The sequence below is a fragment of the Leclercia adecarboxylata genome, from assembly GCF_006874705.1.
Lineage (GTDB): Bacteria > Pseudomonadota > Gammaproteobacteria > Enterobacterales > Enterobacteriaceae > Enterobacter > Enterobacter adecarboxylatus_C.
The window spans coordinates 4,330,295-4,343,311 of the sequence record NZ_CP035382.1; the positions used below are offsets into that span (position 1 = coordinate 4,330,295).

General features: G+C 59.5%; 11 protein-coding genes. 4 read left to right on the top strand and 7 right to left on the bottom strand.

What is annotated here, in order from left to right:
- Positions 1 to 4: 4 nt before the first annotated feature.
- On the top strand, positions 5 to 664 hold the full coding sequence (locus ES815_RS21610) for an O-methyltransferase (RefSeq protein WP_142489657.1): 660 nt from the start codon (positions 5 to 7) through the stop codon (positions 662 to 664).
- A 79-nt stretch (positions 665 to 743) separates the two neighbouring features.
- On the opposite strand, the gene hrpA is transcribed toward ES815_RS21610, so the two are convergent.
- A complete protein-coding gene (gene hrpA, locus ES815_RS21615; protein ID WP_142489658.1) occupies positions 744 to 4,646 on the bottom strand; it encodes an ATP-dependent RNA helicase HrpA in 3,903 nt (1,300 codons plus the stop codon).
- A gap of 203 nt (positions 4,647 to 4,849) precedes the next feature.
- Here hrpA and azoR point away from each other — a divergent pair, with 203 nt between their 5' ends.
- The 3 genes from azoR to nadS all read left to right on the top strand — a co-directional run bounded on the left by azoR (position 4,850) and on the right by nadS (position 6,311).
- Entirely contained in the window at positions 4,850 to 5,455 is a 606-nt protein-coding gene (gene azoR / locus ES815_RS21620) for an FMN-dependent NADH-azoreductase (RefSeq protein WP_142489659.1), read from the top strand.
- A 237-nt stretch (positions 5,456 to 5,692) separates the two neighbouring features.
- On the top strand, positions 5,693 to 6,025 hold the full coding sequence (locus ES815_RS21625) for a type II toxin-antitoxin system RelE/ParE family toxin (RefSeq protein ID WP_142489660.1): 333 nt from the start codon (positions 5,693 to 5,695) through the stop codon (positions 6,023 to 6,025).
- A gap of 1 nt (position 6,026) precedes the next feature.
- A complete protein-coding gene (gene nadS, locus ES815_RS21630) occupies positions 6,027 to 6,311 on the top strand; it encodes a NadS family protein (RefSeq protein ID WP_142489661.1) in 285 nt (94 codons plus the stop codon).
- A gap of 657 nt (positions 6,312 to 6,968) precedes the next feature.
- Here the strand turns inward: nadS and paaY are convergent.
- From paaY to paaH, 6 genes are all read right to left on the bottom strand, one after another.
- Positions 6,969 to 7,565: a phenylacetic acid degradation protein PaaY gene (gene paaY / locus ES815_RS21635; protein ID WP_142489662.1), complete on the bottom strand. Its 597-nt coding sequence runs from the start codon at positions 7,563 to 7,565 to the stop codon at positions 6,969 to 6,971.
- A gap of 10 nt (positions 7,566 to 7,575) precedes the next feature.
- Positions 7,576 to 8,511 (bottom strand): phenylacetic acid degradation operon negative regulatory protein PaaX, encoded by a 936-nt coding sequence (gene paaX, locus ES815_RS21640; protein WP_142489663.1) that lies wholly within the window; start codon positions 8,509 to 8,511, stop codon positions 7,576 to 7,578.
- 87 nt (positions 8,512 to 8,598) lie between these two features.
- Positions 8,599 to 9,936: a phenylacetate--CoA ligase PaaK gene (gene paaK, locus ES815_RS21645; RefSeq protein WP_142489664.1), complete on the bottom strand. Its 1,338-nt coding sequence runs from the start codon at positions 9,934 to 9,936 to the stop codon at positions 8,599 to 8,601.
- A gap of 39 nt (positions 9,937 to 9,975) precedes the next feature.
- Positions 9,976 to 11,181, bottom strand: a complete 1,206-nt coding sequence (pcaF, locus tag ES815_RS21650) for a 3-oxoadipyl-CoA thiolase (RefSeq protein WP_142489665.1) — start codon at positions 11,179 to 11,181, stop codon at positions 9,976 to 9,978.
- On the bottom strand, positions 11,181 to 11,603 hold the full coding sequence (gene paaI, locus ES815_RS21655; RefSeq protein WP_142489666.1) for a hydroxyphenylacetyl-CoA thioesterase PaaI: 423 nt from the start codon (positions 11,601 to 11,603) through the stop codon (positions 11,181 to 11,183). The genes pcaF and paaI overlap by 1 nt, the downstream gene beginning before the upstream one ends.
- Positions 11,593 to 13,017: a 3-hydroxyacyl-CoA dehydrogenase PaaH gene (gene paaH / locus ES815_RS21660; RefSeq protein WP_142489667.1), complete on the bottom strand. Its 1,425-nt coding sequence runs from the start codon at positions 13,015 to 13,017 to the stop codon at positions 11,593 to 11,595. Before paaH ends, paaI begins: the two co-directional genes overlap by 11 nt.

Here is a 13,017-nt window from a genome sequence, read left to right on the forward strand (position 1 = left end):
ATCTATGCAACAACAGTGGTCTGCCGTAGATAATTACATGATTTCCGAGCTCATTCCTCAGGATGAGGTCCTCCAGCAGGTGCTTGAGAATAACCAGCGCGCCGGTTTACCGGCGCACGACGTCGCCGCCAATCAGGGGCAGCTGCTGGCGCTGTTTGTGCGCATGACCCAGGCCAGGCGCGTTCTGGAGATTGGCACCCTGGGGGCCTACAGCAGCATCTGGATGGCGCGCGCCCTGCCGCCGGACGGGAAGCTGGTGACTCTCGAGGCCGATCCGGTGCACGCGAAGGTTGCGCGCCAGAATATCCATCTGGCGGGGCTGGATTCGCGTATCGAGCTGATCGAAGGCCCGGCCCTGCTCTCCCTCGAACGCTTCGACAACATCCCACCCTTCGATCTGATCTTTATCGATGCCGACAAACCGAATAATCCGGGCTATCTGGAGTGGGCCCTGCACTACTCCCGGCCGGGAACGTTGATTATCGGCGACAACGTGGTGCGCGACGGGGAGGTGATTAACGGCCAGAGCGATGATGCCCGGGTGCACGGTGTGCGGCGGTTTATCGAGATGATCGGGGATAACCCGCGTCTCACCGCGACGGCGTTGCAGACGGTGGGCGTGAAGGGGTGGGATGGGTTTACGCTGGCGATTGTGAACGGGTAACAACCGCCGGGCGGCGCATTCGCTTGCCCGGCCTACAGGTTTTGTAGGCCCGGTAAGCGCAGCGCCACCGGGCATGGTTTTAGGCTGAGATCTGCTCCATCGCCTGCAAAATACGTTTGTCGGAGATCGGATACGGCGTTCCCAGCTGCTGGGCAAAGAAGCTGACGCGCAGCTCTTCGATCATCCAGCGGATCTCCTGCACGTCTTCGTCATCACGACGGGCGGGCGGCAGCTTGTTCAGCCACTGCTGCCAGCGCTGCTGCACGCTCTCTACCTTCAGCATCTGCGCCCGGTCGCGGTGCGGATCGATGGCCATTTTCTCCAGCCGTTTTTCAATCGCCTGCAGATAGCGCAGGGTATCCCCTAACCGCTTGTAGCCGTTGCCGGTGACAAACCCGCGATAGACCAGCCCGGCCATCTGGGCCTTGACGTCCGACAGCCCCAGCGCCATGGTCATATCCACCCGCCCTTTCAGGCGTTTGTTGATATTGAACACCGCGGTGAGAATCTGTTCCACCTGCTTCGCAATGTTGACCACCGTCTCGTTAAGCTCGGCGCGCACCCTGTCGTGCAGCTTCGCAAAGCCCTCTTCGGTCCACACCGGGCCGCCCGCGGCGTTGATGAGCTGGTCCACGCCGCAGGAGATGCAGTCGTCGATCAGATCCAGCACCTTGCCGTACGGGTTAAAGTAGAGGCCCAGCTTGGCTTTGTTCGGCAGCTTCTCGTGCAGATACTTGATCGGCGACGGGATGTTCAACAGCAGTAAACGGCGCAGCCCGCGCCACATCGCCTGCTGCTGCTCCTGCGGGTTATCAAACAGCTTGATCGCCACGCTGTCGCGCTCGTCCACCAGCGCCGGCCAGGCTTTCACCTTGTAGTTGCCGCGCTTCTGCTCGTAGCTTTCCGGCAGTTGACCAAAGCTCCAGATATGCAGCCCGCTCTGCTCGATACCGTCGTCGGCCACGGCAGAGAGGGTCTCCTGCACTTTGCCTTTCAGCGCCTCTTTCAGCTCGGTGAGGGAGCGCCCTTCCTGCAATTTCTTGTTCTTCTCGTCCACGACGCGGAAGCTGATTTTCAGGTGATCGGGCACCTGATCCCAGTGCCAGTCCTCCCGGTCGATAGTCACGCCCGTCATCCGGCGCAGCTCCCGCTCCAGCGAATCCAGCAGCGGCAGCTCCAGCGGCGTCACGCGGCCTAAAAACGCCTCGGCGTAGTTCGGGGCAGGCACAAAGTTGCGGCGCACCGGCTTCGGCAGGGATTTGATCAGGGCAATAATCAGCTCCCGGCGCAGGCCGGGAATTTGCCACTCAAAACCGCTCTCTTCCACCTGGTTGAGCAGCGGAAGCGGAATGTGAACGGTCACGCCGTCGGCATCGGTGCCCGGTTCAAACTGGTAGCTCAGGCGCAGCTTGAGATTGCCCTGATGCCAGAAGTTCGGGTAATCGAGCTTGCTGACCTGCTCCGCCCCCTCTTTGATCAACATGCTCTTTTCAAAGTTGAGCAGATCCGGGGTTTCGCGGCTGACCTTTTTCCACCAGCTGTCGAAGTGGCGGGCCGACACCACATCGTGGCTAATGCGCTGGTCGTAAAACTCAAACAGCGTCTCGTCATCCACCAGGATGTCGCGACGACGGGTTTTGTGCTCCAGCTCTTCCACTTCGCTGCGCAGCTTCAGGTTTTCCCGGAAGAAGGCGTGACGGGTCTGCCAGTCGCCCTCCACCAGCGCGTGGCGGATAAACAGCTCGCGTGACAGCACAGGGTCGATCTGGCTGTAGTTGACCTTACGCGCGGCCACGACCGGCAGGCCGTAGACGGTGACCTTCTCGGTCGCCATCACCGCGCCCTGGGCACGCTCCCAGTGCGGTTCACTGTACGAGCGTTTCAGCAGATGCTGGGCCACCGGCTCGACCCACTCCGGATCGATGCGCGCGGCAATGCGGCCCCACAGGCGGCTGGTCTCCACCAGTTCGGCCACCATCGTCCACTTCGGCGGCTTTTTGAACAAACCGGAGCCCGGGAAGATGGAGAAACGGGCGTTACGCGCGCCGGTAAACTCCTGCTTATCGGCATCTTTCATCCCGATATGCGACAGCAGACCGGTCAGCAGCGCGATGTGAATTTCGCGATACTCCGCCGGCTCGCTGTTCACCGGAATGCCCAGCTCCTTCACCACCTGACGCAGCTGGGTATAGATATCCTGCCACTCGCGCACCCGCAGGTAGTTGAGGAAATCGAGCTTGCACTGGCGGCGGAACTGGTTCGACGACAGGGCTTTCTGCTGTTCGCCGATGTAGTTCCAGAGGTTCACAAAGGCGAGGAAGTCGGACTCTTTGTCATGGAAGCGGCGGTGCTTCTCGTCGGAGGCCTGCTGCTTGTCCATCGGGCGCTCGCGCGGATCCTGGATGGAGAGCGCCGAGGTGATGATCATCGCCTCACGCACGCAGCCGTGTTTTTGCGCCTCCAGCACCATCCGCGCCAGACGCGGGTCCACCGGCAGCTGGCTGAGCTGACGACCCTGCGGGGTCAGCTTGTAGGCCGTGGCCTGCTCGTCGGTGGTGATCGCCCCCAGCTCTTCCAGCAGGCGGACGCCGTCCTGGATATTGCGTTTATCCGGCGCTTCGACGAACGGGAAGGCGGCGATGTCGCCCAGCCCCAGCGCGGTCATCTGCAGGATCACCGATGCCAGGTTGGTACGCAGAATTTCCGGGTCGGTAAATTCCGGACGCGACAGGAAATCGTCTTCCGAATAGAGACGAATACAGATCCCTTCCGACACGCGGCCGCAGCGGCCTTTACGCTGGTTGGCGGAGGCCTGGGACACCGGCTCAATCGGCAGGCGCTGCACTTTGGTGCGGTAGCTGTAGCGGCTGATACGCGCCGTGCCGGGGTCGATGACATATTTAATGCCCGGTACGGTCAGCGAGGTTTCCGCCACGTTGGTCGCCAGCACGATGCGGCGGCCGCTGTGGGACTGGAACACGCGGTTCTGCTCGCTGTTAGACAGACGGGCATACAGCGGCAGGATCTCGGTATGGCGCAGGTCGCGCTTGCTCAGCGCGTCGGCGGTATCGCGGATTTCGCGTTCGCCGCTCATAAAGATCAGAATATCGCCCGGGCTTTCGTTCCCCAGCTCGTCCACCGCGTCGAAGATGGCCTGTAGCTGGTCGCGCTCGGTATCGTCGGCATCTTCGACCATCGGGCGATAACGCACCTCTACCGGATAGGTACGACCGGAGACTTCGATGATCGGCGCATTGTTGAAGTGGCGCGAAAAACGTTCCGGGTCGATGGTGGCCGAGGTGATGATCACTTTCAGATCCGGGCGACGCGGCAGCAGTTCCCGCAGATAACCCAGCAGGAAGTCGATGTTCAGGCTGCGCTCGTGCGCTTCATCGATGATGATGGTGTCGTACTGCATCAGCAGACGGTCCTGCTGAATTTCGGCCAGCAGGATCCCGTCGGTCATCAGCTTGACCATGGTGTTGTCGCTGACGTGATCGCTGAAGCGCACCTTATAGCCGATACAGCCGCCCGGCTCGGTTTGCAGCTCTTCGGCAATACGGTTCGCCACGGTACGTGCCGCCAGACGCCGCGGCTGGGTATGGCCGATCAGGCCTTTGATCCCGCGCCCCAGCTCCATACAGATTTTCGGCAGCTGGGTGGTTTTACCGGAGCCGGTCTCCCCCGCCACAATCACCACCTGGTGGTCGCGCACGGCTTCGAGAATTTCCTGTTTCTTCTGGCTGACGGGCAAGTTTTCCGGGTAGGTAATCGCCGGACGCGCGGCTTCGCGCAGCACGACCTTACCCGCCGCCTGTTCGATCTCTTTCGCCATCTCCTGGTAGATAGCCTGTTGTGCATCAGGATTTTTAACCTTCTTGACCCCATGCAGGCGGCGGGCAAACCGCTGTTTGTCACGCAGCATCAGCGGATCCAGCTGTTGCATCAGCATCGGGAAGGTTAATTTCTGTTGTTCTGTCATAGCGTTAACGGGCAGTGCACTGCCGGATAAAATCTCTTTTTAATGATTGATATAGAGTACCACATCGACGGTTTTTACGCCTTATTCAAAAAATTCGAACATAGACTTCGATATATTGCGCTATCCCTGCGGCAGGATTGTGAATAGAGTGTCAGCAAGCAACGGGGCAACCCCCCTCATCAAATACAAAAAAGGAATCACCCATGAGCAAAGTATTAGTTCTTAAATCCAGTATTCTGGCAGGGTACTCTCAGTCTGGTCAGCTGTCTGATTATTTCGTTGAGCAGTGGCGTGAACAGCACAGCGGTGACGAAATTACCGTCCGCGATCTGGCCGCTCAGCCAATCCCGGTACTGGATGGTGAACTGGTTGGTGCCCTGCGTCCGAGCGATGCGCCACTGACCCCACGTCAGCAGGAAGCGCTGGCGCTGTCCGATGAGCTGATTGCCGAGCTGAAAGCGCACGACGTGATCGTGATTAACGCCCCGATGTACAACTTCAACATCCCGACCCAGCTGAAAAACTACTTCGACCTGGTGGCGCGCGCTGGCGTAACCTTCCGCTACACCGAGAAAGGCCCTGAAGGCCTGGTGACCGGTAAACGTGCAATTGTGCTCTCCAGCCGCGGCGGTATTCACAAAGATACCCCAACCGACCTGATTGCGCCGTACCTGTCTGTGTTCCTGGGCTTTATCGGCATCACCGACGTGAACTTCGTGTTCGCTGAAGGTATCGCTTACGGTCCGGAAGTGGCGACCAAAGCGCAGAACGACGCGAAAGCCGCGATCGACAGCCTGGTGGCTGCATAAGATTTCCCACTCCCACCGCCTGGTGGGAGTTTTTTTATTCCCCCTGCCTTCCCCGCATCTTTACGAGACGCCTCGTAGAATCAGCACGCTTTTCAGCACGATATCCCCACACTTCATACAATGCCGACGAGTAGCAGAGGTCATTTGAGTTGACTCGAGCTCTGACAGCAAAATATTTATGGACCTGTACTATGTACACTATAAGGTGTACATGGTACCTTACATGGAGTGAGAATCGTGTGCCATTCAATAGAATTTATCGAGACATCACTGTTTACTCGGCAGATCAAACAGATTGCTACAGATGATGAACTCCTGGCGCTACAGAGAGAGCTGATTGCATTTCCGGACAAAGGGGATGTCATCCAGCATACTGGTGGGCTTCGAAAAATCCGGATGGCAACGGGTACTCAGGGGAAAAGCGGCAGCACCAGGGTGATTTACCTTTTGGCGACACGGGAGATTATCTGGCTGGTGCTCGCTTATCCGAAAAGCGCCAAAGAGAATCTGACTGATGCGGAAAAGGCTGAACTAAAAAAGCTGACAACCTTACTGAAAAACGAGGTCTAAAATGAATTTTTTTGACGAGCTGAAAACGTCCCTGGAAGAGGCAGTCGACATCAAAAACGGGACCAAAGCCCCTGCCCGCGTTACCCGCTATGAGATTGCCGATGTCAAAGCGATCAGAGAGCAGCTTAACGTTTCCCAGGCGGAAATGGCAAAAGCGCTGGGCACCAGCGTCGATACCATCAAAAGCTGGGAATCCAGACGGCGTAACCCAACCGGCCTTGCGGCAAAAGTACTGGCCACTATCCAGGCGAACCCCGCATTCTTTTACGAACTGGCTGCACATTAAATGGTCGTTTTTACGCCATCAACAGCGGAGCGGGAAATACCGCAGCAGAAATGAAAAAGCCCCAGCGCTATATTGCCGGGGCTTTTAGGGTACTACCAAATTAATAATTAACATTCATCAACTTAATTACACACTACAACTTCAAAGATGTACGTATTCTCACAGGATTACCGATAAAACAAGTTAACGCTACCTCCTCTGATAAGTATGTGAAATAACATCATGTCCTGTCGTGTACATCACCCACGCGATATATACTCTTGATGCGTTGCCTTAATTGCGTCGCGATATTCTTAACGCCATACTTACGTCCCCGGATCGCGACCATTACTCTTTGAAACAAGGCCTTACATCATCGCGTTGACTTCCCCATCATGCGATCGTACTGATTTACTGCATGGCCTGAAAGCGTGTTCACACTGGCGTTTACTTATTACCAGGACCCAAACTACACTACTTCGTGGCCTTTATCGCATCTCATTACTGCTTTATTACCGCACCGTTAAGCATTTATTTCTCTCTGGTGCTGAGTTCTAATTTACTCATTATAGATGCACTGTCAACACCCGAATCACGCACTGTTATATTTTATTGTTTAATATCATTAAAACAGATAATTACGTGATCGGGATCTCGTTTGGTAAGGCGTTTAGCCGCTCAGCTGGACGATTTCGGGCGCAGATTCTCATCAAACACCAGCCGCTTACGATCCGGCTCCACCTCGTGCAGCGGCTCGACCTGGTGCATCGTCTGTTTGCAACGTTCAACCAGCGTCTGATACTCCCGGGTGCCCTGCTTCTTCCACTCTTTTTCCTGCTCGCTCAGGACGCGAATCGCTTTGGCCGGGCTGCCGATGATCAGATGGTCGGCTGGCATTTCCGCTTTCGCTTTCACAAACGCGGCGGCGCCGACAATGCTGTTTTCGCCAATCACCGCCCCGTCGATGATCACCGCATTCATCCCCACCAGCGCATTCCGGCGGATGATGCAGCCATGCAGAATGGCACCATGACCGATGTGCCCCTCTTCCTCCACCACCGTGTCCTGTTCCGGGAAACCGTGCATGATGCAGTTATCCTGAATATTGGCCCCGTCCTTCACCACAATACGGCCAAAATCACCGCGCAGGCTGGCGTTGGGCCCCACGTAGACGCCCTTGCCGAGGATCACATCGCCAATCAGCACCGCGGTCGGGTGGACATAACTCTCTGGCGGAACGACCGGGGTCATCCCATCGATTTGATATACAGGCACATTACCTCCTTTACGCAGGCGTCAGGCCGCCGAAGCGTTGCCAGTATGAAGAGCCCGGCGATGGCAGTTCGCCAACGCTGGTCTCCCCTTTATCACTGACAAACGCCAGCGCGCCTGGCGCCACGCGCTGATAAATGTTGATGCACAGCTGGCGGGCCGTCTGGCCTGCCCAGTGCGATGGGAGTAACTCTTCCGGCAGGAGCGGGTCCTTGAGCACCACCCGGCGGTAAAAATGGATCAGTAAAAGCTGGATCTGGAAGCAGCGTTCCGGCGTCAGCTCCTCCGGGGTGGCTTCACGCAGCAGCGGCAGCAGCGGCCGGAACGAATCGATGAAGGTTTCATACATGACGTTCTGCTCGCTGAGCTGCCAGCACTCCTCCACCCGCGAGCGCAGCGCGGCGCGGGAGAGCGCCAGCGGCGAGTGCGCCTCAAAGCAGATCACGTTCTCGGCCACGCCCGCCTCGTGCAGCAGGGTCTGTACGTCCGCCAGCTGTTGCGACGGCGAAGCCATCAGGCTGGGCGCCAGAGTGCCGAAGCCCTGCCAGATGAGCTGTTTTTTCACATCCGCCAGCGTGGCTTTGTCCATCCCTTCGGACAGCAGCAGCAGCCATTTGCCGTCCCAGGCCGGAAGCTCGGCGCGATAAATTTTCGCCTCTGCTCGCCGGGTCAAGCGCAGCCCTTTGTCGCTTAGCCGGTAAAAGCTGCGTCTGCCGATGCGGATCACATCCAGCCAGCCCTCCTTGTTCAGGCGGAACAGCGCGGTGCGCACGAAGCGCTCGCCAAATCCCATCCCTTCCAGCAGGGCCGCCAGGCTACCCAGCCAGACTTCCCCGCCGCGATGGGAGAGCGCATCACCGTACAAGGAGGAGATCAACGACGTGCCGCTGACGGGAACGGAGCTGACCGCGTGCTGAATAAAGGCGTCGAGTTTACTCATGTGATTCATTCTGTTGTGATTATTATTCCGGATGAATCATAGCATAGCGCTAAAAGCCTGACCCTCCCCAATACGGAGAGGGTCAGCAGGCGGGGGTTAGCCGTTGGCGGCGGCCTTGCGCAGGTCGAAGACGCGGCAGGCTTTGCCTTCGGAACGCGGGATGCTGCCGCAGTTCACAATGGTTACGTCGGTGGAGATCCCCACCATCGATTTGATGCGGTGGCGCAGCTCATGGCACACGTGGCAACGCTGTTCGTGGGTCAACGTCAGGCTGCTCTCTTTCAGCTCCACCTTCACCGAAAGCGAATCAAGATGGCCCCGGCGATTCACCTCCAGCTGGTAGTGCGGCGACAGATGTTCGAACTTGACGATCTCCTCTTCCAGCTGGGACGGGAAGACGTTTACGCCGCGGATGATGAGCATATCGTCGCTGCGACCGCTGATGCGATCCATCCTGCGCATGGTGCGGGCGGTGCCCGGCAGCAGGCGGGTCAGGTCGCGGGTGCGGTAGCGGATCACCGGCAGCGCCTCTTTGGTCAGGGTGGTGAACAGCAGTTCGCCCTGCTCACCGTCGGCCAGCGGCGTGCCGTCGTTCGGGTTGACGATCTCCGGGTAGAAGTGATCTTCCCAGATGGTCGGGCCGTCGGCGGTTTCGATACACTCCATCGCCACGCCCGGGCCCATCACTTCGGACAGGCCGTAGATGTCGAGCGCGGTGATCCCAAGGCGCTTCTCGATTTCACGGCGCATCGCCAGGGTCCAGGGCTCGGCGCCAAAGACGCCGACGCGCAGGGAACATTTACTGGCATCGCCGCCCATCTGGCGCTCCAGCTCTTCGATCAGGTTCAGGCAGTAGGATGGCGTCACCATGATCATATCCGGCTGGAAATCGCGGATCAGCTGGGCCTGTTTCTCGGTCTGGCCGCCGGACATCGGGATCACCGTCGCGCCTAAACGCTCGGCACCGTAATGCGCACCCAGGCCGCCGGTGAACAGGCCATAGCCGTAGGCAACGTGAATTTTGTCCTTCGCACTGCCACCGGCGGCGCGCAGGGAGCGAGCCACAATGTTGGCCCAGTTATCAATATCGTTTTGCGTGTAGCCGACCACGGTCGGTTTCCCGGTGGTGCCCGAGGAGGCGTGAATACGCACCACCTGCTCCATCGGCACCGCGAAGGTGTCGAACGGATAGTTGTCACGCAGATCCTGTTTGGTGGTGCACGGGAACTTGCGAATGTCCGCGAGCTCTTTGAAATCGTCAGGATGGACCCCCGCCGCATCAAACTTGCGTTTGTACATCGGGACGTTGTTATAGGCGTGTTCCAGCGTCCACTTCATGCGCTGGGTTTGCAGGGCCTGCAGCTCATCCAGGGAGGCGGTTTCGATCGGGTCAAGCTGAGTGGCCGCTGTCGTTGTCGTTGTCGCTGCTGTCATTGTGATTGTCATTGTAGGGTACTCACTTTTTATAATTGTTCAGACACGCTCAAGGATCATGGCAATGCCCTGACCGACACCAATGCACATCGTGCAGAGCGCATAGCGCCCTTTACGACGATGCAGCTCGTTGCTGGCGGCCAGCGCCAGACGGGCCCCGCTCATTCCCAGCGGATGGCCCAGGGCAATGGCGCCCCCGTTAGGGTTCACATGGGTAGCATCGTCCGGCAGCCCCAGCTCGCGCAGCACGCCCAGCGCCTGCGAAGCAAAGGCTTCGTTCAGTTCGATAACGTCCATATCGTTGATGCTCAGACCGGCGCGCTCCAGCACGCGGCGGGTGGCAGGCACCGGGCCCAGCCCCATCAGACGCGGTTCAACACCGGCAGTCGCCATCGCCACGATGCGGGTACGCGGCGTTAAGCCCTGCGCTGCCGCCATCTCTTCGCTGGCGATGATCAGCGCCGCAGCGCCGTCGTTCACCCCGGAAGCGTTACCTGCGGTGACCACGCCCCCGGCGCGGAACGGCGCTTTCAGCCCGGCCAGCATCTCCAGGGTGGTGTCCGGGCGCAGATGCTCGTCATGCATGACTTCGGTCACTGCCCCTTTTTTGCCTTTAATCATCACCGGGACGATCTCCTGGGCCAGGATGCCGTTGGCCTGGGCCTGGGCGGTGCGCTGCTGGCTGCGATAAGCAAAGGCGTCCTGGTCCTCGCGGGAAATCCGTAACAATTCTGCTACATTCTCTGCCGTTTCCGGCATGCTGTCAGAACCGAATTGCTGGGCCATGAGCGGGTTCACAAAACGCCAGCCGATGGTGGTATCAAAAATCTCATTCTGACGCTGGAAGGCGCTGGTGGCTTTGCCCATCACGAAGGGCGCGCGGGACATCGACTCCACGCCACCGGCAATCATCAGGTCGCCATCACCGGCACGAATGGCGCGGGCGGCAAAGCCCAGCGCATCGAGGCCGGAGCCGCACAGGCGGTTCAGCGTAGTGCCGGAGACGGTCTCCGGCAGCCCGGCCAGCAGCAGGGACATTCGCGCCACGTTGCGGTTGTCCTCCCCCGCCTGGTTGGCGCAGCCAAAAATCACGTCATCAATACGTTCCGCGTCCAGCCCCGGGTTACGCACCAGCAGCTCGCGCAGCGGGATAGCGCCCAGATCGTCCGCGCGCACGCCGGACAATGCCCCGGCATAGCGGCCGATGGGGGTACGAATCCCGTCACAAATAAAGGCGTCACGCATTATGCTTCTCCTGTAATAGTGCCGCCGATGCGGTGGGATTTCCCACGGAACAGGGCAACGGTTTTCTGCTGTTGGTTAACAATTTCAATGTCGTACACGCCGGTCTGTTTCCCCTGATGGCGCACCTGCGCGGTGGCGGTGAGCCTGTCGTGGGCAAAGGCCGGACGCACAAAATCGATGGTGCAGCCCGAGGCCACCGCCGCCAGCCCCTGGCTGTTACAGGCGTAGGCGAAGGCGGTGTCAGCAAGGGTAAACAGCTGGCCGCCGTGGCAGCTTTTATGGCCGTTGAGCATCTGCGGCGTGACGGTCATGGTCAGTACTGCCATGCCCTCATCCATCTCAATAATGTCGATGCCATAGGCCTGGGCGCAGGCATCGTTTTCATACATGGCGTGGGCGTTGCGCCAGGCGTTATGACTCATAGCTACTCTCCAGAAGCGCACGCTGGCGCAGCAGGGATGACGGGCGATAGCGTTCTTCACCGTAGTGGCGTTGCAGGTTTTCCAGCAGGCGCAGCAGACGCTGCCAGCCAAGCTGTTCTCCCCAGGCCAGCGGGCCGCGCGGGTAGTTCACTCCGAGGCGCATGGCGGTATCGATATCCTGTTCACTGGCAACCCCTTTTTGGAGGGCATCGAGCGCTTCGTTGACGATCATCGCCACCGTGCGCCAGATCAGCAGGCCGGGATAATCGGCCACCTGCAGGACGCGCTTGCCCTGCTGTTGCAGGTGCCACACCGCTTTCAGGGTGGCGGAGGCCGGATTGCTGGCCGCAGCCGCAATGACGGCGACATCCCCTTCCTGACGATCGCACACCACCACCGGCTGGCCGTAACGGTTCGCCAGCATCTGGGCGGTCTCGCCCTGGGTCTCGATCAGCAGCAGGCCGTCAATTTCGGTGACACCGTCACTTCTCCGCTGGTCCTGCATCGCACTGTAGGTATCGCTGACGGGCTCCAGCCAGTTCACGGCAGGCTTCTCGTTGCGCCAGCTGTAGACACCCTGACCGCTCTTCCTGCCGAAGCGCCCGGCCAGGACCAGCTCCTGCTGCACCAGCGACGGCAGAAAACGGCGCTCCTGCCAGAAGGCGTTGAATACCGAACAGGTGACGGCGAAGTTAACGTCCTGGCCGATCATGTCGGTCAGCTCCAGCGGCCCCATCGGGAAGCCCGCGCCGTCGCGCAGCGCGGCGTCGATAACTTCCGGGGCGGCAACCTGCTCTTCCAGGGCCCGCCAGGCTTCGGCATAGTACGGACGCGCCACGCGGTTGACGATAAAGCCCGGGGTGGACTGGCAGCGCACCGGCTGTTTACCCCAGTTCACCGCCAGCTGGCTCAGCTGTTCCACCACTTCGCCGGAGGTCGCCAGCCCGCTCACCACCTCCACCAGCTTCATCACCGGGGCCGGGTTAAAGAAGTGCAGCCCGGCCACGCGCTCGGGGTGGCGCAGGTTGGCGGCAATGGCGGTAATGGAAATAGAGGAGGTATTGCTGGTCAGCAGCGTGTTGGCCGGGCAGATCTCAGCCAGTTCGGCAAAGAGCGCTTTTTTGACCGCCATCTGCTCGGAGGCGGCTTCGATCACCAGGTCGGCCGCCGCCAGGGCGTGAATATCGGTCACCGGCATCAGGCGCTGGAGCGTCTGCTCGCTCGCCTGAGCGCTCAGCTTGCCGCGCGCCACGCGGGACTCAAGCCGGGTGCGGATCCCGTCGATGGCGCGGGAAATCGCGTCGGCATTGATGTCATACACCAGCACCGGATGGCCGTAGCTGGCCGCCACTTCGGCGATCCCGGCCCCCATGATGCCGCTGCCAATCACCGCCACGGTATGAATTGTCGTCAT

Coding starts and splice junctions, on each gene's coding strand:
- ES815_RS21610 (WP_142489657.1), top strand. CDS start 5: ATGCAACAACAGTGGTCTGCCGTAGATAATTACATGATTTCCGAGCTC.
- hrpA (WP_142489658.1), bottom strand. CDS start 4,646: ATGACAGAACAACAGAAATTAACCTTCCCGATGCTGATGCAACAGCTG.
- azoR (WP_142489659.1), top strand. CDS start 4,850: ATGAGCAAAGTATTAGTTCTTAAATCCAGTATTCTGGCAGGGTACTCT.
- nadS (WP_142489661.1), top strand. CDS start 6,027: ATGAATTTTTTTGACGAGCTGAAAACGTCCCTGGAAGAGGCAGTCGAC.
- paaX (WP_142489663.1), bottom strand. CDS start 8,511: ATGAATCACATGAGTAAACTCGACGCCTTTATTCAGCACGCGGTCAGC.
- paaK (WP_142489664.1), bottom strand. CDS start 9,936: ATGACAGCAGCGACAACGACAACGACAGCGGCCACTCAGCTTGACCCG.
- pcaF (WP_142489665.1), bottom strand. CDS start 11,181: ATGCGTGACGCCTTTATTTGTGACGGGATTCGTACCCCCATCGGCCGC.
- paaI (WP_142489666.1), bottom strand. CDS start 11,603: ATGAGTCATAACGCCTGGCGCAACGCCCACGCCATGTATGAAAACGAT.
- paaH (WP_142489667.1), bottom strand. CDS start 13,017: ATGACGACAATTCATACCGTGGCGGTGATTGGCAGCGGCATCATGGGG.